Source organism: Sulfitobacter sp. F26169L (assembly GCF_026410285.1).
Taxonomy (GTDB): Bacteria; Pseudomonadota; Alphaproteobacteria; order Rhodobacterales; family Rhodobacteraceae; genus Sulfitobacter.
This window is the reverse complement of record NZ_JAPMLP010000001.1, coordinates 699,251-722,116: the sequence shown is the minus strand read 5'-3', so window position 1 is coordinate 722,116 and position 22,866 is coordinate 699,251. Positions and strand designations below refer to the sequence as shown.

The 22,866-nt window shown below is 57.3% G+C and carries 18 protein-coding genes; 7 read left to right on the top strand and 11 right to left on the bottom strand.

Features of this window, described 5'->3' with window-relative positions:
- Window positions 1–41: 41 nt before the first annotated feature.
- Both OS189_RS03425 and OS189_RS03420 read left to right on the top strand, forming a co-directional pair.
- Complete coding sequence (locus tag OS189_RS03425) at window positions 42–569, top strand: adenylyltransferase/cytidyltransferase family protein (protein ID WP_267165864.1); 528 nt, start codon at window positions 42–44, stop codon at window positions 567–569.
- A 99-nt stretch (window positions 570–668) separates the two neighbouring features.
- The gene (locus OS189_RS03420; RefSeq protein ID WP_416237443.1) at window positions 669–1,889 is read left to right on the top strand and encodes a multidrug effflux MFS transporter; all 1,221 of its coding nucleotides are present in this window, start codon (window positions 669–671) and stop codon (window positions 1,887–1,889) included.
- Here OS189_RS03420 and mfd read toward each other — a convergent pair.
- Together mfd and OS189_RS03410 are read right to left on the bottom strand one after the other, a co-directional pair.
- Complete coding sequence (mfd, locus tag OS189_RS03415; RefSeq protein WP_267165863.1) at window positions 1,886–5,380, bottom strand: transcription-repair coupling factor; 3,495 nt, start codon at window positions 5,378–5,380, stop codon at window positions 1,886–1,888. The genes OS189_RS03420 and mfd overlap by 4 nt on opposite strands.
- 33 nt (window positions 5,381–5,413) lie before the next feature.
- Window positions 5,414–5,941, bottom strand: coding sequence for a component of SufBCD complex (locus tag OS189_RS03410; protein ID WP_267165862.1), 528 nt, complete (start codon window positions 5,939–5,941; stop codon window positions 5,414–5,416).
- A 130-nt stretch (window positions 5,942–6,071) separates the two neighbouring features.
- On the opposite strand from OS189_RS03410, the gene hemB reads away from it, so the two are divergent.
- The 3 genes from hemB (at window position 6,072) to OS189_RS03395 (ending at window position 8,384) form a co-directional block, all read left to right on the top strand.
- Window positions 6,072–7,070, top strand: a complete 999-nt coding sequence (gene hemB / locus OS189_RS03405; protein ID WP_267165861.1) for a porphobilinogen synthase — start codon at window positions 6,072–6,074, stop codon at window positions 7,068–7,070.
- A 91-nt stretch (window positions 7,071–7,161) separates the two neighbouring features.
- The gene (locus OS189_RS03400) at window positions 7,162–7,626 is read left to right on the top strand and encodes an MgtC/SapB family protein (RefSeq protein WP_267165860.1); all 465 of its coding nucleotides are present in this window, start codon (window positions 7,162–7,164) and stop codon (window positions 7,624–7,626) included.
- 191 nt (window positions 7,627–7,817) lie between these two features.
- Window positions 7,818–8,384, top strand: coding sequence for a lipid-binding SYLF domain-containing protein (locus OS189_RS03395; protein WP_267165859.1), 567 nt, complete (start codon window positions 7,818–7,820; stop codon window positions 8,382–8,384).
- Between the two features lie 55 nt (window positions 8,385–8,439).
- Here the strand turns inward: OS189_RS03395 and OS189_RS03390 are convergent, their stop codons facing one another.
- Window positions 8,440–9,342: an NAD(P)-dependent oxidoreductase gene (locus OS189_RS03390; RefSeq protein ID WP_267166066.1), complete on the bottom strand. Its 903-nt coding sequence runs from the start codon at window positions 9,340–9,342 to the stop codon at window positions 8,440–8,442.
- Between the two features lie 70 nt (window positions 9,343–9,412).
- Here OS189_RS03390 and OS189_RS03385 point away from each other — a divergent pair, with 70 nt between their 5' ends.
- Both OS189_RS03385 and OS189_RS03380 read left to right on the top strand, forming a co-directional pair.
- Entirely contained in the window at window positions 9,413–11,881 is a 2,469-nt protein-coding gene (locus tag OS189_RS03385; protein ID WP_267165858.1) for a penicillin acylase family protein, read from the top strand.
- On the top strand, window positions 11,878–12,444 hold the full coding sequence (locus OS189_RS03380) for a pseudouridine synthase (RefSeq protein ID WP_267165857.1): 567 nt from the start codon (window positions 11,878–11,880) through the stop codon (window positions 12,442–12,444). The genes OS189_RS03385 and OS189_RS03380 overlap by 4 nt, the downstream gene beginning before the upstream one ends.
- 85 nt (window positions 12,445–12,529) lie before the next feature.
- Here the strand turns inward: OS189_RS03380 and OS189_RS03375 are convergent, their stop codons facing one another.
- The 8 genes from OS189_RS03375 to OS189_RS03340 all read right to left on the bottom strand — a co-directional run bounded on the left by OS189_RS03375 (window position 12,530) and on the right by OS189_RS03340 (window position 22,864).
- Window positions 12,530–12,934 carry a DUF2177 family protein gene (locus tag OS189_RS03375; protein WP_267165856.1) on the bottom strand — a complete coding sequence of 135 codons (405 nt, stop codon included), beginning with the start codon at window positions 12,932–12,934 and terminating at the stop codon, window positions 12,530–12,532.
- Window positions 12,935–13,004: 70 nt separating this feature from the next.
- Window positions 13,005–14,303, bottom strand: coding sequence for a GTPase HflX (gene hflX, locus OS189_RS03370; protein WP_267165855.1), 1,299 nt, complete (start codon window positions 14,301–14,303; stop codon window positions 13,005–13,007).
- A complete protein-coding gene (gene hfq, locus OS189_RS03365; RefSeq protein WP_007119530.1) occupies window positions 14,300–14,539 on the bottom strand; it encodes an RNA chaperone Hfq in 240 nt (79 codons plus the stop codon). The genes hflX and hfq overlap by 4 nt, the downstream gene beginning before the upstream one ends.
- Before the next feature lie 126 nt (window positions 14,540–14,665).
- Window positions 14,666–16,195 carry a TrkH family potassium uptake protein gene (locus tag OS189_RS03360; protein WP_267165854.1) on the bottom strand — a complete coding sequence of 510 codons (1,530 nt, stop codon included), beginning with the start codon at window positions 16,193–16,195 and terminating at the stop codon, window positions 14,666–14,668.
- 10 nt (window positions 16,196–16,205) lie between these two features.
- Complete coding sequence (gene trkA, locus OS189_RS03355) at window positions 16,206–17,582, bottom strand: Trk system potassium transporter TrkA (RefSeq protein WP_267165853.1); 1,377 nt, start codon at window positions 17,580–17,582, stop codon at window positions 16,206–16,208.
- 175 nt (window positions 17,583–17,757) lie between these two features.
- Complete coding sequence (gene ntrX / locus OS189_RS03350; protein ID WP_267165852.1) at window positions 17,758–19,152, bottom strand: nitrogen assimilation response regulator NtrX; 1,395 nt, start codon at window positions 19,150–19,152, stop codon at window positions 17,758–17,760.
- Window positions 19,145–21,334: a sensor histidine kinase NtrY-like gene (locus OS189_RS03345; protein ID WP_267166065.1), complete on the bottom strand. Its 2,190-nt coding sequence runs from the start codon at window positions 21,332–21,334 to the stop codon at window positions 19,145–19,147. Before OS189_RS03345 ends, ntrX begins: the two co-directional genes overlap by 8 nt.
- Window positions 21,335–21,487: 153 nt before the next feature.
- Complete coding sequence (locus OS189_RS03340; protein ID WP_267165851.1) at window positions 21,488–22,864, bottom strand: response regulator; 1,377 nt, start codon at window positions 22,862–22,864, stop codon at window positions 21,488–21,490.
- Window positions 22,865–22,866: the final 2 nt, after the last annotated feature.

Here is a 22,866-nt window from a genome sequence, read left to right as displayed (position 1 = left end):
GCAGGTAGGCAGGCAGTGAACAGGACCTCATCCCCGACGGGATGCTCCCATTCCAATTTGTGGGCGGCAAATGCGCCGCTGTACCGCTCAATCTGTGCATCCGCACGGGAGGTGGTGAATTGAGAAAGGGCTTGTCTATGATTTCTGCGATGTCTTCGCGTGTTGTGCTTACCTACGGGTCGTTTGATCTGTTCCATCAGGGCCATGCGCGATTGCTGCAACGGCTGTCGATGTTGGGCTCTGAACTGGTGGTCGGCTGCTCGACAGATGCCTACAATGAAAAGATGGGCGTGCCGTCCGTAACCTCCTACGCAGACCGCCGTTTGATGCTGGAAAGTTGCCGTTTCGTCAGCCGCGTGATCGCCGAGCAGGAATGGGATCAGAAATACACTGACATTATCAATTATAACGTATCCGTATTTGCTATGGGTGATGACTGGAAAGGACAGTTCGATCATTTCGAAGATGTCACGCAGGTAGTCTATGTTCCCCGTGCGGAAATCATCGGCGCGCGCACGCCTTTCAATGCGGTGCCGGACAGCGACCTGCGCCTCGCTTCAGGATACTGATCTAAAAGCGTGAATTTCTTTGCAATTGCCATTGCGTTAATCGCCAGATAACCCTCTGCACGTAGCCGGACACCGGCACCTTACACAGCGGAGTAACACGTGGCGGCTGATACAGATAAGTTTAATATGGGCCGCACCGAGTTTGTGGCCCTGATGGCCATGATGTTGGCGTCCGTAGCTTTTTCAATTGATGCGATGTTACCCGCCCTGCCCCAGATCGCGGCAGAGCTTTCGCCGGATGCGCCAAACAAAGCTCCCCTGATTCTCAGCATGTTCCTGTTCGGCATGGGGGCCGGCACCTTTTTTACCGGCCCGTTGTCGGATGCTTTCGGGCGTAAACGGGTTGTTTTAGCGGCCAGCGCACTGTTTATCTTCGGCGCAGGTCTCGCATGGGCCAGTCAATCGCTGGAGCTGGTGCTGTTCGCTCGTGTTTTGCAAGGACTTGGCGCTGCCGGACCGCGGGTCGTTTCAATCGCGGTGGTGCGGGATCGCTTTTCAGGCCGCCAGATGGCGCAGATCGTTTCGGTTGTGATGATGATCTTTACGATCGTTCCAGCCGTTGCGCCAATGCTAGGGTCGTTTATTATTGACTGGTCCAGTTGGCGCGGCATCTTTATCGCGTTCATCCTGTTTGCCATGATCTTTAGCATCTGGATGATGGTCCGCTTGCCCGAAACCCTGCCGGTCGAAAATCGTCGCCCCCTGCGGCTGAAACTGCTGTTTGCGGCAATGCGCGAGATGGCGTTGCATCCTGTGGTGCGCTTATCAATCATTGCGCAGATGCTGGTATCAGCAATGCTGTTTTTGACATTGATGCTGGTGCAGCAAGTATATGATCAGGTGTATGACCGCGGCGAAGAGTTTCCTTATTGGTTTTTTGTCGTGGCCGTGATCGCGGGATCAGCCAGCCTGATCAACGCGCTTCTGGTTGTACGATTTGGGATGCACCGCCTGATTTCTTGGGCATTGGGGTTTCAGATTTTTCTGTCCGGCGCTTATATTCTGTTTGATCTGGGTGGCGGCACGTACGGCTTCTATTTCTTTGTTTTCTGGCAGATGTATATCTTTTTTCAGGCCGGCCTGACGATTGGCAACCTCAACGCCCTCGCGATGGAGCCAATGGGCCATATTGCCGGCATGGCTGCCTCTGTGATGGGGGCGATTGCAACTGTCGGCGCGGTCGCAATCTCGGGCCCGATTGGGACCATGTTCAGCGGTGACGAGCGGTTGTTGACGACATCCGTTCTGGTTCTCGCTTCAGTCGCGTTTGCTTGTATGTGGCGGATGGCCCGTGCAATGCATCGCGATGCCATTGGTTAGACTGGTTTCGCCTTTTTCCTGGCCGCTTTTTCTTTGGCGACAACATGTTCGGCCAGATCACGGGCGATCGCAAATGCGCCTTTGATCTTGTCCGCGTCTGTCTTCCAGTCGCGGCGCACCACAATCTTATTGTCCTTCACCTTGGCAAGGCCACGCTGGTCCTGAATGAACTTCACCAGCCCTTCGGGGGAGGCGAATTTGTCATTGTGGAACTGGATCGTGGCCCCCTTTGGCCCTGCATCCAGCTTTGCGATACCAGCGCGTTTGCACATCGCCTTGATGCGCACCACCAGCATCAGCGTGTTCACCTCACGCGGCAGCTTGCCGAAGCGGTCGATCAGTTCAGCGGCAAAGCCTTCAAGCTCCACCTTCGTCGTCAATTCCGACAAGCGGCGATAGAGACCAAGCCGCACATCCAGATTGGGTACGTAATCTTCGGGGATCAATACAGGCACACCAAGGTTAATCTGCGGGGCCCACTGGCCGTCATCATCGACCACGCCTTCCAGCTCGCCAGACCGGATTTTGGCAATCGCGTCTTCCAGCATGGATTGGTACAATTCAAACCCGACATCGCGCATCTGGCCGGATTGCTCTTCGCCCAGCAGGTTCCCAGCGCCGCGGATATCCATATCCTGCGAGGCCAGCGTGAACCCGGCCCCCAGCGTATCGAGCGAGCCGATCACCCGCAGGCGCTTTTCGGCGGTTGCGGTCAGTTTCGCGCGCGGTTTGGTTGTCAGATACGCATAAGCGCGGGTTTTGGAGCGGCCCACACGCCCCCTGATCTGATAAAGCTGCGCCAATCCGAACATATCGGCGCGGTGAATGATCATCGTGTTGGCTGTGGGGATATCCAGCCCGCTTTCGACAATCGTGGTTGCCAGCAGGATATCAAATTTCCCGTCATAGAACGCATTCATCCGGTCATCCAACTCTCCCGCTGCCATCTGGCCGTGCGCAACGACATAGGAAAGTTCGGGCAACTGGTCTTTCAGAAATGCTTCGATTTCGGGCAGGTCACTGATGCGCGGCACCACATAGAAGGATTGTCCCCCACGGTAGTGCTCGCGCAGCAGCGCTTCGCGCAGGGTGACCGTGTCAAACTCGCTCACGTAGGTACGGATGCTCAGGCGGTCGACGGGAGGTGTGCCGATAATGCTCAGGTCACGCACCCCTGTCAGCGATAATTGCAGTGTGCGCGGGATCGGCGTGGCGGTCAGGGTCAGTACATGCACATCGGTGCGCAACGCCTTGAGCCGTTCCTTGTGATTCACGCCGAAATGCTGCTCTTCGTCGATGACAAGGAGACCAAGGTTCTTGAATTTCACCGATTTCGCCAGCAACGCATGGGTGCCGATGACAATATCAACCGTACCCTTGGTAATACCGTCCCGCGTCAGCGCCGCTTCCTTGGCACTGACAAAACGGCTCAGCTGGCGCACCTCTATCGGAAACCCGCGAAAGCGTTCTGCGAAACTTTTGTAGTGCTGGCGCGCCAGCAGCGTGGTGGGGGCGACAACAGCCACCTGCACCCCGGACATCGCCGCCACAAAGGCCGCCCGCATGGCGACTTCGGTTTTGCCAAAGCCCACATCGCCTACTATCAGACGGTCCATCGGGTTGCCCGAGGTCAGATCGTCGATCACGTCGCCAATGGCGGTTAACTGATCATCGGTTTCCTGATAGGGAAAACGCGCCGAAAACGCATCCCACATCCCCGGCGGCGGTTCCAGAACGGGTGCCCGGCGCAAGGCGCGCTCGGCTGCGATACGGATCAGCTTGTCCGCCATCTGGCGGATACGCTCTTTCAGCTTGGCCTTTTTGGATTGCCACGCGCCGCCGCCCAGCTTGTCCAGCAAGCCCTCTTCATGTCCGTATTTGCTAAGCAGTTCGATATTCTCGACCGGCAGATACAGCTTTGATCCCTCGGCATATTCCAGCACGAGACATTCATGTGCAGCCCCTGCAGCGCTGATCACTTCCATACCCAGATAGCGGCCGATGCCGTGATCCACGTGCACAACCAGATCGTTGGGCGTGAGGCTCTGGACTTCGGAAAGGAAATTCTCGGCGCGCCGCTTGCGTTTGGGCCGCCGGATCAGGCGGTCGCCCAGCACATCCTGCTCTGAAATCACGGTCAGGCGACCGGCTTCACCGGATTTGGTCAACGGCGCGTCAAAACCGTGTTCCAGCGCCCAAACCGCCAGATGCAGGCCCCGTTTACCGATCCCCTTGGCGTTGCGAACAGGAACAGCCTCGGCCAGTCCTTCTTCCTCAATCAACCCCGTAAGACGCTCGCGCGCGCCTTCGGAATAGCTCGCGATCAGAACCGGACCTTGCTCAAGCCTTGCTTTAATGTGTGACGCCAAAGCCCCGAAAAGGCTGATAGATTCCTGCTGGCGTTCTGGTGCAAAATTGCGCCCGATACGCCCGCCTGCATCCAACACATTGGGGCCTGTAGATTGGGGCAATGGTGCCAATTGCAACACCCGCCGCTCGGCGACTGCGGCTTCCCACGCGGCGTCATCCAAATACAGACCAGATGCTGGTGCCGGTTTATAAACCGTATCCATTTTCGATCGGTTGGCCATGGCGATTTTGCGCGTCTCGTATTGGTCTGCGACACTGTCCCAGCGCGCAAGGCGCATAGCAGTCAGTTGATCATCCAGCGTAACAGCAGCTTCGGGAAGATAGTCAAACAGGGTTTCCAGTGTGTCATAGTAAAATGACAACCAGTGTTCTGCCCCTTGCGGCTTGCGCCCCGCGCTGATCCCTTCGTACAGCGGATCATCCGTACCCGCCGCGCCAAATTCGATGCGATAGTTCTGGCGAAACCGGGTGATGGCCGCTTCGTCAAGGATTACTTCGCTGACCGGTGCAAGCTCCACAAGTTCCAGCTTTTCCGTGGTGCGCTGTGTAGCGGGGTCAAAACGGCGCGCACCGTCAAGGACGTCGCCAAACAGATCAAGGCGCACTGGCCCCAGATCACCGGGGGGGTAGATATCAATGATCCCGCCGCGCACCGCGTAATCTCCCGGCTCCATCACGGTCGGGCTTTGGACAAATCCCATACGGACCAGAAATTCACGCAGCCCTCTTTCATCCACACGCGCGCCCACTTTCGCGCTCCACGCGGCGGTGCGCAGGATATCGCGTGGCGGTACACGCTGCGTTGCCGCGCCCAGCGTGGTCAGCAGAATAAACGTCGACGGCATCCCGTGAACCAGCCCCGCCAGCGTGGCCATACGCTGCGCCGAGATATCGGCATTGGGCGACACGCGATCATACGGCAGACAGTCCCATCCGGGAAAGACAACGACAGGCATATCTGGCGCAAAAAACGCCAGCGCCTCTTTCATCGCGGCCATCCGTTTGTCGTCGCGCGCGACATGGATCAGCGGCGCGCCCGATTTGGCGACCTCTGCCAACAGCAGTTTAGCGTCAAACCCTTCGGGTGCGCCGGAAAGCGTGATATGTGTGGCTGGTTTCATGCGGTGCGTGATGTGGTGCGAAGTCGGTATCTGTCAACCACCAAAGGGCCCAACACTCAGGTTCTGGAACATTCCCCACATCGCTGTCACGAAAATCGAGATCATGCCGATGATCTGACTGTACAGACGGTGACGCATCAGCCGTTTGCGCAACTGCTCGCCGCGGGCGTCTTCTTCTTGTATTAGACGCGCTGTGGACAGGCTTAGCAAACCGACCAGCGACAACGGAAATGCCAGCAGCATCACCGATTGAGCGAATTCGTTGCCGTAGACAAAGCCGAGCAGTCCCAGAATGGTCAGGAAGAAGCAGCCGAAACCAGCAATCCACAGGCCCGACATCTGCGCGATGAACAACAAACGGTTTGTGTTAATGCGCACAAGGTCTTCGAGATCGTTCTCGAACTGGCCGCCGTGGCGCTTGGCGCGCAACACCATATCGAACGGCACGCCAAGGCCGTAGTGGCTGGTTGTCGACCACACCACAGCCAGCACAATCCAGAACCAGAGGTTCGAGAATGAGCGCATGTCAATCAGTTCAAAAAGGGTCTGGTACCAGTCCAATGTAATGCTCGTTAATCACGTTCTAAGTGTCATAGCTGGGGCGCGCGGCGATTCCTACCCCTACTGACCTCTTGAGGAAGGCAAAAATACATGACAGCCTTAGGAGAAAAGTTTTCCAGAGGACACGATCATGCAGCCTATCCAAGCGCCCTATCCCGCCACCCGCCTGCGCCGCCTACGCCAGAACGCAGGGATTCGCGGGTTGGTCCGTGAAAACCATCTGTCGGCGGCCGATTTTATCTGGCCTGTGTTTGTGCGTGACGGTGAAGGCATCGTTGAGGAAATTCCCGCGATGCCGGGTGTCATGCGCCGCTCTGTGGATAAAATTGTCGATGTCGCGATCGAGGCGCGTGATCTGGGAATCGGCGCGATTTGTTTATTCCCCTACACCGGTTTGGAAGAACGCACAGAGGATTGCGCAGGCGCATGGGATCCTGAAAACCACGTCAACCGTGCCATCCGCGCGATCAAAGCCGCCGTGCCGGAACTGGTTGTGATGACGGATGTGGCGCTGGATACGTACAATATCAACGGACACGACGGCTTTGTCGTTGACGGGCAGATCATCAATGACCGCACGGTCGATGCATTGGTGAAAATGTCGGTAGAGCAAGCGCGCGCGGGAGCCGATATTATCGGCCCCTCCGATATGATGGACGGGCGCATCGGCGCGATCCGCGCGGCACTTGAGGCGGAGGATTTTCAGAATGTGATGATCCTCAGCTATGCCGCCAAATACGCCAGCGCGTTTTACGGGCCGTTCCGTGATGCGGTCGGGGCCTCGGGCGCGCTGACGGGGGACAAGAAAACCTACCAGATGGACCCTGCCAATTCGGACGAAGCGCTGCGCCTTGTGGCACGTGATCTGGGCGAAGGTGCAGACATGGTGATGGTCAAACCCGGCCTGCCCTATCTGGATATCTGCCGCAGGGTCAAAGACACCTTTGGCGCGCCGACATTTGCCTATCAGGTGTCGGGTGAATACAGCATGATCAAGGCTGCCGCTGCCCAAGGCATGATTGATGAAGACCGCGTGATGATGGAGAGCCTGATGGCCTTCAAGCGCGCAGGCTGTGACGGTATCCTGACGTATTTTGCGCCCGCTGCGGCGAAGCTTTTGCAGAGCTGACCCTGTCGGACGCTTCCGGCCTTGGCAAGCTGGCTTGCAAAACGCAAAATATCTTCGATACTCCTCGCTGGGATCATTCCGGAAAGCAATTATGGAACTATTCACTTTCTCTACTTTGGGCCTTTCCGATTTGCTGCTTCGCCTGACCGCGGCGACCCTCCTGCCCCTTGCCATCGGGTTGGAGCGATATTTTCGCAGTAAGCCAATTGATTTTCGCCCCTTCGTGGTGATCTCCGTAGTGTCATGCGGAATTATGATAGCCACCTCGGAGTTGATCGATCAGCTGGCAACAGAAAAGGTGCCGATTGATCCTACGCGGGTGATGCAGGGGGTGATTACCGGCATCGGCTTCCTTGGTGCGGGTGCGATGTTTCGCGATGGAAACTTTATCAAGGGCGCAGGTACCGCTGCCAGCATCTGGAGCGCGGGTGTCATCGGCTTGTTATGCGGGTTGGGCCAGACCGGTATCTCTTTAATTCTTACAGCAATTGTACTTTCATTCATGGTGTTCAGCGCACCGTTCACAGATAAATGGGACAATGATCTGGAACAATAGGTAGAGTTGGGATCGCAAGGTGGTGCCGTTCGTCAGTTTGGAAAACGATGATCAGTCTGTGGCGGCATCGCAGCATCTTTTCGCCCATGCGCGCAAACCCAATGACAACTTGCATAAAACCGCCTATGGTTTGCAAATAAGCCGGACAATACCGGTAAAAATCGAGCAGTTTAAAGAGACAGGCAAATCACATGACCCATTCTATTCTTACGCGCCGCGCATTTGCGTTGGGCGCGGTTGCTGGCACAAGCACTCTGGCCGCTTGTGGTAACGGCATCGGCTCTACCGGATCGGGGCGAATTGATGCGCGGGTCAATGCCACGCTGGCAGAAATGTACCGCACCTATCCCAACACACGCACACTAGCCGATAAATCGAACGGAATGCTGGTCATGCCGCTCGTGACCGAAGCAGGTCTTGGCCTTGGTGGCGCATACGGACGCGGTGCGCTGCGCGTAAATGACACGACAGTTGATTATTACTCGGTCACCAAAGCATCGGGCGGACTACAGATCGGTGCGCAGCAGTACGCCCATGTATTGTTCTTCATGACTGATGATGCGTTGGGCGATTTCCGCCGCTCTCCCGGTTGGGCAGCGGGTGCAAATGTTGAATACGTGATTTCCGATCGCGGAGACAGTGTGAACGCGGATACCACTACGGTTCTATCGCCGGTTCTTGCCGTGATCTTTGGTCGTGCAGGTCTGCGGGTGGGGGCGACTCTTGAGGGCAGCAAATACACCCGCATTATCCCCTAACTCTTTCTTACGGCGTCACTCTGTACTGTGACGCCGTAAGTTACCGTTGCAAACACTATCCCATTTTGCGCAAACGCTGGATCAGGCTGGACGTGTCCCAACGCCCGCCGCCCAGTTTCTGGACATCCTTGTAAAACTGGTCAACCAACGCGGTCAGCGGCAGGCTTGCGCCTGTTTCATCTGCCGTGTCCAGACAGATGCCCAAATCCTTGCGCATCCAGTCAACAGCAAATCCGTGATCAAATTCGTCATCCAGCATGGTTTCATAGCGGTTGGCCATCTGCCAGCTTCCCGCCGCCCCTTGGGAGATCACCTCGACCACCGCGCGCCCGTCAAGGCCAGCTTTCTCGGCGAAATGCAGCGCCTCTGACAGCCCCTGAACGACACCCGCAATCGCAATCTGGTTGCACATCTTGGTCATCTGCCCCGCACCACTGTCACCAATCCGCCGGCATATTTTGGAGTAAACCTCCATTACCGGCAACGCACGGTCTAATGCATCGGCATCTCCCCCGCACATGATCGACAGAGCCGCGTTTTCGGCTCCCGCCTGTCCGCCTGAAATCGGCGCATCGATAAAACTGATCCTGGCTTCATCCGCCGCCGCATAAAGCTCACGTGTGACAGCCGCCGACACGGTTGTGTGATCCACAAACACTGCACCGGCCTGCATACCAGCAAATGCGCCGTCCTCGCCCAGCGTCACCGAGCGCAAGTCATCATCGTTGCCGACACACGCCATGACAAAATCCGCGCCCTGTGCAGCCGCGTGCGGTGTATCTGCATGGGTGCCGCCGTAGGTCTTGGCCCATTCCTCCGCCTTTGCCTGAGTGCGGTTATAGACTGTCACGTCGTGCCCTGCTTTTTGCAGATGCCCTGCCATTGGTGCGCCCATTACGCCCAGACCTAAAAACGCCAGCTTTGCCATGTGCTTTTCCTTGCTTTGATGTTGCGCTATTGCTGCGCATACCTAACACCGTGGTCCGCAGGGTCAAAGACGGGTTGGCGTGATTTCGGAGGGTTATCTTATGGCGAAAGTGTTCCGCTGGCTTGTTCGCATTGCCGCAACATTGCTGGTTGTCACTGTGCTGGTGGTTGGCATGGTTTATTGGCTCGCCTCCCGTTCGCTGCCCGAATACAATGCTGAAGTCGAGGTGCCCAATCTGGAACGCCCCGTCGAGATCGTGCGCGATAACGCAAATGTGCCCCATATTTTTGGCGCACAGGACGAAGATGTGTTTTTCGGCCTCGGGTTTGCCCATGCCCAAGACCGCCTCTGGCAGATGACCACCATGCGGCGCACCGCGCAGGGCCGGCTGTCAGAAGTTTTCGGCGCGGCAACGCTGGACACTGACAAACTTCTGCGCCGCTTTGACATCTATGCGCTTTCGGTGGCCTCTTTCGAAGCGCTGGATGCGCCGACACAAAGTGCGCTGCGCGCCTACGCCGCCGGCGTGAACGCGCGCCTTGATCAAATCAACACCGAGGCACTTGGCCGTGGTGCGCCCGAGATGTTCCTGTTTAACGCGGCGATGGCCCCGTGGCGGCCCGCAGACAGCATCGCACTCGTCAAATTGATGGGACTGCAACTGTCAGGGCATATGGATGCCGAAGTTTTGCGCGCGCGTGTGTCACTGGCCCTGCCCGATGACAAACGCTTGCGTGATATCATGCCTGATGCCCCTGGCACCGGCGTGGCAGCGCTGCCGGAATACGCCAGCTTGTTTCCAACCGCACAGCGCTTCGCCGAGACAAAGCCCTTCACCCCGCATGCGCTATCGCCGTTCAAACGCACCGCTTTGGCTGGGGCTTCCAACGCTTGGGCGGCGGCTCCCTCCCGTTCTGCCTCGGGCGGAACGCTGTTGGCCAATGATCCCCATTTGGGGTTCACCGCGCCCGCGATCTGGTACCTTGCACGCCTTGAACTGGACACCGGTGGCGTCATCGGTGCCACCATTCCCGGCATTCCTGTTGTGCTTACGGGGCGCTCCGCCGATCTGGGCTGGGGTCTGACATCATCCTATCTGGACGATCAGGATGTCTATATCGAAGAACTGAACCCCGCCAACCGGGAGGAATACCGCACGCCTGACGGGTTCAAAAAGTTCCGCACCCGTGCGTCGATCATCAACGTAAAGGACCTTGATCCCGTCACCCTCACCCTGCGCTGGACAGACAATGGCCCCGTCCTGCCGGGCAGCCACTATAATCTGGGCGCAATCACACCGCCCGGCCATGTTGCTTCGGTCAACTGGACTGTACTCAGCCAGCGCGACACGACATTGCAGGCAGCGATGGAACTGATGCACGCCAAGACGGTTGGCGAAGGGATTGCTGCGGCGAAGCGTTTCATCGCACCTTCACAAAACCTCACGCTCGTCGACCACACCACCATCGCAATGAAGACAATCGGCGCCGCGCCCAAGCGCGACCCCAACCATCAAAGTAAAGGCCGCCTTCCCAGCCCTGGATGGATCGAAAGCAACCGTTGGCAGGGTATGCTGCCCTTCACCGCGAACCCGGGGTTTGTGGCCCCTTCCGGCGGCATCCTCGGCAACACTAATAACAAAATGGTTGACCGGCCCTTCCCGAACCACATCTCGTACCTCTGGGGGGACACGCAGCGAATAAAACGCTGGCAGCGCTTGATGCAGGGCCGTCAGGTTCACACCCGCGACAGCTTTATCGAGGCGCAGCTGGATACGGTCAGCTACACTGCGCGCTCGCTTCTGCCGCTAATCGGTGCCGAACTATGGTTTACCGGCGAAGCCGCTCCCGATGGCACGCCCGAAGCCTTTCGCCAGCGCGCCCTTAGCTTGCTGGCAGGATGGTCAGGTGAAATGAATGAGCACCTGCCGGAACCGCTGATCTACACCACATGGCTGCGCGCGCTTCAGGACCGACTCATCCGTGACGAACTAGGCGCACTTACCCCAGAATTTAGCCACGTAGAACCGATTTTCATCGAACGGGTTTTCCGTGATGTCGAAGGGGCTTCTGCGTGGTGCGATGTCTTTCAATCCGCGCCCGTTGAAACCTGCGCAGATATGGCGCGACTGGCCCTTGATGATGCTTTGCTGGAGATATCCCAGCAATACGGCACCGCGCTTGAGTCTCTGCGCTGGGGCGATGCCCATCAAGCCACCCATGATCACCCTGTTCTCGGCTCGGTACCGGTGCTGCGCTATTTTGTGAACATCCGTCAAAGCACTTCGGGGGGGGATCATACATTGATGCGTGGCCGCACCAAAGGCACCGATCCCGATCCGTTTCACAACGTACATGGTGCCGGATACCGTGGCGTTTACGACTTCGCTGATCCCGACAGCTCGGTGTTTGTATTGTCCACAGGTCAGTCCGGCCACTTCCTGTCACGCCACTATGACGATCTGGCTCAACTCTGGCGGCGCGGTGAATATATTCCCATGTCGCTTGATCAGGACCTTGCGCGCGCAGCCGCCGTTGGTGTGACCCTGCTGATCCCGCAAGCCCCATGAGCACCCGCGTCATCCTGTTTAACAAGCCCTACGGTGTGTTGTCCCAATTCACCGACAAGGGCACTGAAGGATCGCCGCGCCCGACACTGTCGCGCTATATCGATGAAAAAGGCTTCTACCCCGCAGGCCGCCTTGATCGCGACAGCGAAGGGCTGATGATCCTTACAGATCACGGCCCCCTTCAAGCGCGCATCTCGAATCCGAAATACAAATTGCAAAAAACCTATCTCGTGCAGGTCGAAGGCACACCGGATCAGCACGCCCTGAACGCCCTGCGCAAAGGTGTCACACTCAAGGACGGTAAAACAAAACCAGCCCTTGCCGATCTCGCATCCCCGCCGGCTGATCTCTGGCCCCGCGACCCGCCTGTCAGGTTCCGCAAATCCGTTCCCGATGCATGGCTCAGCATCACAATTACAGAGGGTAAAAACAGACAGGTGCGCCGAATGACAGCACATGTCGGCTTACCAACCCTGCGCCTGATCCGAATTCAGGTCGGCAATTGGCACCTTAACCAGCTAAAACCCGGCGCATGGCGTTTCGCCGCGGCAACCGGCGCCTGACACCCTATTTCTTTTGGCCAAAAATATCCCGGGGGAATCGGCCAAAGGCCGATGGGGGCTGGCCCCCGTATCACCTCACTATTTTTCACCCCCCCAAGGCGCGCGTCACAGCAACACCAACGGTAGCGGATCCTCCGGTTAAAATCGTCCCCCACGTCAAATCTGCCACCACCATTTGCACCGTCCAGTCGCGCAATACCGCAAAATTGGTAAACTCATATGTGCCGTAGGCCGCAGCCCCCAGCAAAGCCGCCGATCCAAAGACCCAGAGCAGCGAATGTCCTTCGTTCAGTGCCGGCCATGCGACAAACCACATCACCACAAAGATCAAGAAAGCGTAAAACAAGAACGCTGGCAGAACGCGAAACTGCTCCAGCATCAAAGGACCGATAGACCGGCTGAACAGCGGTTTGATCAAATAACTTAAACCGAAATAATCGGCGCAAAGAAACACAATAAACGTGACGATATAAACAATAAAATACGACATTCAGCGGCTCCGTGTTAGCATGAACATCAGCTAGGGCGCTGGAGCGGCGTTTCGAGAGTTGCGCGAAAATTTACAAGCGCTGGTAAGCAGCTTCGACATCTGCCGACCATCGCACGGTGATGTCAAAACCCTCGTCGGTCTGGGTTTCCTTGATCACAATGTCCTGTGCAAATAGCCATGCACGCTTTCGCCCTTCTGCAAAGCTCAATGACAGTTCGGCTGTGCGCAACGCTCCCTGCAGTGCTTCGGCGACAACCGCTTGCAATGTATCCAGCCCTTCTCCCGAGATGGCCGAAATCGTAATCACCGTGTCATCCCGTGCGGCGCGCTCGCGCTTTGCATTCGCGGCCTCTTGCGGCAACAGGTCGATTTTGTTCCAGACCTCGAAAGTTCGGGTATCCTCCGGCACCCCGAGCGAGGTGAGGATTTCGCGCACATCACGCGCCTGCGTTTCGGTTTCGGCGTGCGAAATATCGCGCACATGCAAGATGATGTCAGCGGCCAGCACCTCCTCCAGCGTGGCGCGGAACGCGGCAACCAGTTCAGTCGGCAAATCAGAAATGAAGCCAACTGTATCGCTGAGGATTATTTCAGGCCCATCGAGCAACTCAAGGCTGCGCATGGTCGGATCAAGGGTGGCAAACAGCATGTCCTTCACCATCACATCCGCACCGGTCAACCGGTTGAACAGCGTAGATTTTCCGGCGTTTGTGTATCCAACAAGCGCGACAATCGGATAGGGTATTTTTGCCCGTGCAGCGCGGTGCAATGCTCGGGTTTTTACTACTTTTTCCAGCTGGCGGCGCAAACGTACCAACTGGTCGTCAATGGCGCGGCGGTCGGCTTCGATCTGTGTCTCGCCCGGTCCGCCGACGAAACCCAGTCCGCCGCGCTGGCGCTCCAGGTGTGTCCAGGCGCGCACAAGGCGGGTCCGCTGGTAATTCAGCGCTGCCATTTCGACCTGCAACACCCCTTCCCGGGTGGCGGCACGGTCGCTGAAAATTTCCAGGATCAGGCCCGTGCGATCAAGCAGCTTAACATTCCATGCTTTTTCCAGATTTCGCTGCTGAACAGGTGTAACCGGCCCGTCAACCAGTACCAGTTCAACCTCGTTTTCGTCCAGAAGCTTGCGGATTTCTTCTATCTTGCCCGACCCAAACAAATGGCCCGCGTTCACCGTGCGCAACGGCACGATATCCTGTCCGACCACCTGAAGGTCAGGCAAGGCTTCGGCCAGCGCAACCGCTTCGGCCAGTGCTGGCACGGGATCACGCCGGTCATTATTGTTTTTGATGTCGGGATGCAGAACCCATGCGCGTGTCTGCGCAGGGCCGTCTGTCTCGTCTATCTGGAAATCAGGTTTGCTCAAGAAGCGTCTTCGCCCTCATACAAGCTGATCGGCTGGCTTGGCATGATGGTGGAAATCGCGTGTTTATACACCAGTTGCGATTGGCCATCACGGCGCAGCAGAACGCAGAAATTATCAAACCAAGTGATCACACCTTGCAGCTTGACCCCGTTAATCAGGAAAATCGTTACTGGCACTTTGGTTTTGCGTACGTGGTTCAGGAACGCATCCTGTAGGTTCTGTCTGTCAGACGCCATAAGTTTGATCTTTCATTTATTCTTGTCGTTTGCCGCAATCGGCCAGTCTGTTGAGACTATGTAGTGGCAATAACCAAGTATCCACCCCCAAAATCAAGGATTTGTTGCGCCAAAAGCGCGCCCGTGTCAGCTACGCCACAGATCGGGGGTCAGCAGGGCAATAATTGCCAGGGTTTCAAGCCGCCCCAAAATCATTGCGCCAGCGAGAATGGCTTTGGCGGAATCGCCAAGCGCCATCAGGGAAATCGGGCTTTCACCGCCAACTTCTGTTAGTGGACCTGTGGTCGAGAGCATGGCAATCGACAGCACCAGCGCCTCGTCAAATGAAACGCCCACAAGGGACAGCGCAAGCGTAACAGCCGCAAACGACAGTGCAAAAAGCATGAAGAAAATCCACGCGATAAACGCGCCACCCGATTGCAAACGCCGCCCCACCAATCCGGCACCGGAAACAGAGCTGGGATGCACCAGCCGCTCCATCTCGCGTACACCGTTGAGGTAAAGGGCAAATACGCGCAGCAACTTTACTCCGCCTGCAGTCGTCGCAACACCGCCACCCACCAGTGCCAGCCCCATAAGGATCATCCCCGGAGTGCGCAGGCCCGACCAGCTTTGTGTCTCGCTCCAGTGTTCGGAAACAAAACCGGTGGTTGAAAGGAACGATATCACCGTAAAGACCGACCCCCAAAGCGCCCTGATCGCGCTGAGGACCGACTGTCCCTTGTCCAGATCGATTGCGCCGGAAAAGTGGCGCAGGAATAGAACCAGCGGCACCAGCGCGATAATGCCAAGACCGATGCGGAATTCGGGATCAGTGCGTAGGCCGCCTTGGGTGGCGGTGATTGTGTCGGATGAAAACGTCAGGCGGGACAGCGCAAATAACATGAACATGGCCATTACAATCTCTGCGATCACCCCTCCGGATGCTGCGTCTCCGCCTGCAGTGATTCCCGATGTCGCCATCACCGACATTGCATGACAAATCGCACCAAAGGGTTCCTGCCCAGAAATCACCAGTAACACCCACAGTAAAATTGTCAGCCCCGCGTAGAGCGGCGCAAGCGTGCGCAATGCACGCAGGATACGGCGCCGCGGGCTGGAGGGGGCATTTGTATACAGGCCGGTTTCCTGCCTGCCCGGCTCGGCCTGTGCCGTAACCTCGAACCCGCCCAGATTGAGCGGCGCAAGAATGGCAACCGCGGCAACCCACATCAGCAACCCGCCCATCCAGCCAACCTGCGCGCGCCACAGATGCAAGGTAGGGCTTAGCCGCGCGGGATCGTCGAACAAGGTCGCTCCGGTGGTGGTCAGCGCGCTGAGCATTTCGAAATAGGCATTGAAAAACCGCGTTGTCGGCAGAGTTTCAACAACCGGGACAGCAAAGACCGCGGGCAAGAACACAAACGCCGACAACAGCGACAACAGCGGGCCAAGCGGGCTTTGCCGTGTGGGACGGCCTGCGTGTGCCACACCGATCAGCAAACAGGTTACCGTTCCAAGCAATCCGGCATAGAAAAAGGCCTGACTGGCGCCGTGCCTGTCGGCCAGCAGCGCATAAGTGGCGGGCACAAACATCGATACAGCGCCCATCCCGAACATCATCAGGAACAGCGGCAGCTGTGTCAGATCGTGTCGAAGTTTGTTAACACGGCTCACAGCGACCCCATTAAAAAAAGTCGATCGACACCTGCATCAGCTGTTCAAGCTGTGCGACATCCTTTGTCAGAACGAAGACCGCAATCACGTCCCCCTCCTCGATGCGGGTATCGCCGCGCGGCCGGATGATATCGTTGCCCTTGCGCACAGCCCCCACCAGCGCCCCTTCGGGGAAGTCGATCTCGTGAATCTTTTTACCGGCAATCGGAGATGTGGAGAGGACTTCGGCCTCGATCACTTCGGCTTCGGCATCACCGATGGAATAGACCTCGCGCACACGGCCATGGCGGATGTGGCGTAAAATCGAACTGACCGTTGTCGAGCGCGGGTTGATATAGGCATCGATGCCCAGCGGCTGCATCAATGGCACCAGTGTGGGATCATTGATCAGGGCGATCACGTAGGGGCAGCCCTCGGCCTTGGCACGCACACAAGCCAGCATATTGGTTTTATCGTCATCGGTAACCGCCAACATGGCATCCGCGCGGCTGATCCCCGCCTCGGCCAGCAGCGCAGCATCCAGCCCGTCACCGTTCAGGACAATTGTACGCTCCAGCGCTTCCGCCGCGCGTTCGGCCGAGTGGCGGCTTTTTTCGATAACTTTAGTGCGGATACGTTTTGCCCGTTTTTCAAGCGTAAGCGCAACCGAAAGGCCGACATTACCGCCGCCAACCAGCACAACCCGTTCCTGGCTGGAGGATTTTTTCCCGAAAATCTCCATCGCGCGGGAGATGTCATCGAGATGAACAAAAATGTAGGCATCATCGCCGGCAAAAAGCTGGTCTTTGGGTTCGGGAGCAAACAACCTGCCATCGCGGCGCACACCGACGACCACGGCCCGCAGGGTGGAGAACAAATCTGTCAGCTGGCGCAGCGGCGTGTTGAGCACCGGACTGTCCTCGTCCAGATTGATACCCAGCAGTTGCGCGTGGCCGTCCATAAACAGTTCTGTATCAAAGGCGGCAGGTGCAGCCAGCCGTTGCAGTGCTGCGGCCGCCACCTCACGCTCGGGGCTGATGACCACGTCAATTGGCAAATGATCACGGCGGTAGAGATCGGAATAGATCGCATCCAGATAGGATTGCGAACGCAGGCGCGCGATCTTGCGGTTGATGCCGAAAATCGAATGCGCGACCTGACAGGTCACCATATTTACCTCGTCCGAGTGGGTTGCCGCGATGATCATGTCTGCATCGCGCGCGCCTGCACGGTCCAGAACATCGGGATAGCTGGCAAAACCTGCGACGCCCTGAACGTCAAGGGTATCAGTGGCGCGCCGCACCAGATCGGTATTGCTGTCAACCACGGTGACATCGTTGCGTTCACCCGACAGGTGGCGCGCAATCTGCCAGCCGACCTGACCTGCACCGCAAATGATAACTTTCATAACGGGAAAATTCCTTGCTGGGTCTATGCTGCACGCGCGAGACGCCGGTGCCTGAATGGGCAAGAGATGTCAGATGGGACCGGTCCGGTCAATTCAAATGTATAAAGAAGGGGCCAGCCCCATCCCCCCTGACGGGGGGATTCCCCGGGATATTTCAGGCCAAAAGAAATAGGGCCTAATCGTCGACGTGGGCCACACGGGTGCCGGATTTTGCGGATGTCACGACGCCGAGGCTTTTGAGTTTGCGGTGAAGGGCCGAGCGTTCCATCCCGACGAAGTTTGCAGTGCGGCTGATGTTGCCGCCAAAACGGTTGATCTGGGTCAGCAGGTATTCGCGCTCGAATGCCTCGCGGGCTTCGCGCAGCGGCAAGCTGGCCATGGTGCCGGACAGAACGACGCGGCCTTCCTCTTCGCCGTGATCATCCTCTCCGGGCAATTCGCGCGCCTCGATCGGAGCGGTGCCTTCGCCTAGGATCAGGACGCGTTCGACCATGTTTTTCAACTGGCGCACATTGCCCGGCCACACCATTGTCTGCATCAACGCTTGCGCGTCATCGGTAATTTCGCGTTGTGGCAGGCCTTGAGTGGCGTTGAATTCCGATATGAAATGTGCGGCAAGCAGCGGTATATCCTCGCGCCGTTCGGCCAGGGACGGCACGGCAATCGGAACCACGTTGAGGCGGTGATAGAGTTCTTCGCGGAAGGTCTCTGCCGCGATTTCGGCGGCGAGGTCCTTGTTTGTGCTGGAGATGACCCGCAGATCGACGCGGACCTTGTCATTGCCACCGACGCGGGTGAATTGCTGGTCTACCAGCACGCGCAGGATTTTGGACTGGGTCCCCAGCGGCATATCCGCCACCTCGTCAAAATACACAACGCCACCGTGGCCTTGCTCCAGCAATCCCGGCTCGACGCCGCGCTCGGGGGTTTCGCGGCCGAACAGAACTTCCTCCATCCGGTCTGGTGCGACACCGGCGCAATTGACGGTGATGAAAGGGGCCGAGGCACGGTTGGAATTGGCGTGGATATAACGCGCGGCAACTTCCTTGCCCGCGCCCGCAGGGCCGGTCAGCATGACGCGGCCATTGGATTTGGTCACTTTGTCAAGCTGGCTGACAAGCGTGCGGAAGGCGCCTGAGTTGCCGATCATTTCGGTATTGGAGCTATCCTTGCGCTTAAGGCTAAGATTCTCGCGGCGCAGGCGTGAGGTTTCCATGGCGCGCCGGATAACGACCATCAACTGGTCAATGTTGAAAGGTTTTTCGATGAAATCGTATGCACCCTGTTTGATCGCCGCGACTGCAATTTCCACGTTTCCATGACCCGAGATGATGACAACCGGCACGTCCGGATTATCCCGTTTGACGGTTTTGAGGATGTCGATGCCATCCATCTTGCTGTCCTTGAGCCAGATATCGAGGATCATCAGCGCCGGTGGTTCGGTATTGACGGCGGCCATCGCATCGTCGGAGTTTCCTGCAAGGCGCGTAGCAAAACCCTCATCCTCCAGAATATCCGAGATCAGTTCGCGGATATCACGCTCGTCATCTACAATCAGAATATCACTCATGGTTTTGCTCCTCGTCGCCCGTAATATTATCAGCACCTAGCGGCAGAATAATTTCCGCCATGGCACCAAAGTGATTTTGCCCCGCGAAGACGGGAGCATCCGAAAGGATCAGGCTACCGCCGTGCTCCTCAATAATTTTTTTCACGATTGGCAAACCAAGGCCCGTGCCTTCGCTGCGCGTTGTTACATAAGGCTCGAACAGGCGCGCACGGTCTTCCGGCAGACCGATGCCATTGTCAGCGATTATAATATGCGCAGAACCGTTGGTTGCTTTCAGTGCCACATGCACCTGCGGTTCCAGCCCGTCGGGTGCGCCTTTTTCACGAAGTGTATCGATCGCTTCACCTGCATTTTTGATAAGATTTGTTAACGCCTGTGTAATCATTGTTCCATCGATGAGCGCGGGGATTTCTTCAGAAGGCAAGTCAGAAACCAGCTTTATGTCTGGGCGTCCTGTTTTTTGCAGCAGCACCGCATCGCGTACAAGTTGCGTCAGGTTTTGTGGCCTACGCTCGGGTTCCGGCATGCGGGCGAATTTTGAAAATTCGTCTACGATCCGTCGCAGATCACCCGTCTGGCGGATGATCACGCCTGTCATCTGGTCAAGGCTTTCCTGGTCATCGCCCAGTTTCGGGCCGAATTTGCGCTTGATACGCTCGGCGGAAAGCTGGATCGGCGTCAGCGGGTTTTTGATTTCATGCGCGATGCGGCGCGCCACATCACCCCACGCGGCCATGCGCTGGGCGCTGACCAGATCGGTCACATCATCAAAAGCGACAACATACCCCTCAAGGCGCCCGTCATCGGTGCGACGTGTCGCCATGCGCACAAGCAGATTTTCTAGGCGTCCCTGTCGCGAGACCTTGATTTCCTGCTGGCTTGCTTCCGTTGCGGTGGTTGTCAATGTCTCGTAGAGCGGCCCGAACTCCGGCACGGCGACGGCGAGGGCAAGGGATTGCTGGTCTTCCTCCCAATCCAGCAAGCGCATCGCCGAGCGGTTCACAAAGGTGACCCGTCCTTCGGGATCAAGGCCCACAACACCGGAGGTGACCGAGCTGAGCACGGAATCAAACAGGCGGCGGCGGCGTTCGATCTGGCGGGTGTTGTCCAGCAGCGTGTTGCGCTGAACCTTCAGTTGCTTGGTCATCTGGTTGAAATACCGGCCCAGCATGGCGATTTCATCGTCACCTTCATCTTCGCGCACCTGTACATCCAGATCCCCTGCCCCGACCTGCTGCGCCGCACCGGTCAGCCGCCCAACAGGGCCGGACAGACGCTCTGCAAACCACAGGCCCAGCCAGACTGCGGCCAGAATAATGATCACCGCAAAGGCCAGATACAGAAGGCCGAATTCAAACAGCATACGGCCCCGCTCGCTCTCCAGTTGTTGATAGAGGCGGATGGTTTCCTGTGTATCGTCGAGCAGGCTAAGGATTTCGCCATCAACCTCGCGGGTGATGTACAAAAAGCGGTCTACAAATGAATTCAGCCGCACAAGTGCGCGGAATTCATTATTGGTCCAGTCTTCGATGATTTGTACATCGGTTACGTTAGCGGCGGCGATCTCCTCCGGTGAGGGGCGATCATAGTCAAACAGGTATGATCGATCCCCGCGCGCGCGGATTTCGGCGGTGCCGTCGATCATATATGCTTCGCGCAGGCCGCGCTGGACCTGCCGCTGGCCCTCGCTCAGCAACTCGCTATCGCCGAGCCGTGTTCCGGTGCGCCGTGCACGGTCAATACTGCGCGCAAGGCCCAAGGCATCGTCGCGCAGGCCTTGACGTTCTTCATCGGCATACGCTTCAGCGGCCAGAAGCGAATTGCCTACTACCACGCGCACCCGTTCCGAAAACCAGCCCTCAATCCCGACGTTGATTGTCAGCACGGCGAAGACGGCGACAGATACTGTCGGGATCAGCGCCATCAGGGCAAACACCCCCGTTAGGCGCAAATGCAGCCGCGAGCCTGCGGATTTCGCACGCCGCGCTGCGATCAGACGCGCAACCTCCGACATAACCAAAGCGGCAAGTACAAGAATATAGACCAGATCAAGCAATAAAATCAGGCGCAGGGTATCGGTGCTGCCCTGATCCAGCGGACCAAGTGCCAAATAGGTGGCCAATGCCAACAGCGGCCCCAATACGACAAGACCGAGGGTCGTCATCGTGCGTGCGCGCTTCATCCGTCGCAAACGCGACAGCCTGACAAGCCATGAATTGCGTGTTCGGGATGCCACGCGGGTATCCTCACCTGATGTGGTGCAAAAGCACCGTACCGCCATATTTTGTGATCCTAACCAAGGATGTTCCTTGATGGTCACGGTTATGTGACAGTTTTACATCATTTTTCTACCGCGTGTAACCTCTATTTCGAGGTCTGATATCTTCTTTCTCAAGGTATTTCTGTTAATGCCCAAAAGCTCGGCGCATTTTGCCTGGTTTCCGGCAGTTGCAGCCAGTGCGATTTCGATCAGCGGTGCCTCGATTTCGCGCAGGATTCGCTGGTACAATCCGGAAGGAGGCAGTGCACTGCCATGCAGTTCAAAGTACCGCTTGAGGTGTCGCTCCAAACTTTCGCCCAGCTTTTCGGCACTAGGTGCTGTCGGGATCGGTTCCGCCGCCGATTGGCCCCCCACAAGCTGCGCCGCCTCGGTTGCCGAGATTTCGCTCGCTTGGCTTGTCAGGACCAGCTGCTGAATTGCATGTTCAAGCTGTCGCACGTTTCCCGGCCACGGATAGCGCGCAAACACCTTCTCCGCGCCGGAGGAAAGAACATGCGGTGCGCCTTTTCCGGCATCTGCTTTTTCAAGAAAATGGTTTGCCAGCAGTGGGATATCTTCGATTCGGTCTCGCAAGGATGGCACGTTGAGGGTTGCACCGCTGAGCCTGTAGTACAAATCGCGGCGCAACAACGCGCCTTGACCTGTGTCATCTGCCAGATCAACCTGGGACGTCGCAATAAACCGCGGTCGGTTTTCACTGTCGCCGTCGCTGTCCATCAGACGGGCAATGCGCGCCTGTGCTTGCGGGGCCAGATCACAGATTGCGTCGATCAACACGGTTCCGGTGCGCGCACGTGCCAGTATACGCTCAGGGCCGTCCGCGTCCTGCAAATCCGCCTCGCTCAGAATAACAAACGGCTGTGCGCGGCGGTCGGAGAGATCATGGATCGCGCGCGCAATTAGGGATTTCCCGGTGCCATTTTCCCCCAAGATCAGCACGGGCAAATCAGCGTTCATCACCCGTGCTATCATGCGGTAAAGCGATTGCATCACCGCAGATTTACCCACCAATGGCAATTCTTCCTGTTCATTGTATGTGATCGGCTCGCGCGTTCGTCGCGGTAAGTCTTGCCGTGCAAGCGCACCCGCAGTCTTTTTCAACAAATCGGGCAGATCAAAAGGCTTGGGCAGGTAGTCATGTGCCTGCGCCTCGGCGGCCTTGATTGCAGTCATAATCGAATTTTGTGCGGAAATCACGATCACGGGTAAATCGGGGCGATCTTGTGCAATTTTCGGCAGCATTTCCAGCCCGTTACCATCTGGCATCATCACATCGGTTATGATCACATCGCCTTTCCCCTCGCCCACCCAACGCATTAGTGTGGTCAGGCTCGAAGTTGCGTGAACCTTGCAGCCTGCACGTGTCAAAGCCTGAGTGAGAACTGTGCGAATGGTGCGGTCATCATCCGCAACCAGAACCGTGCCATCCATTC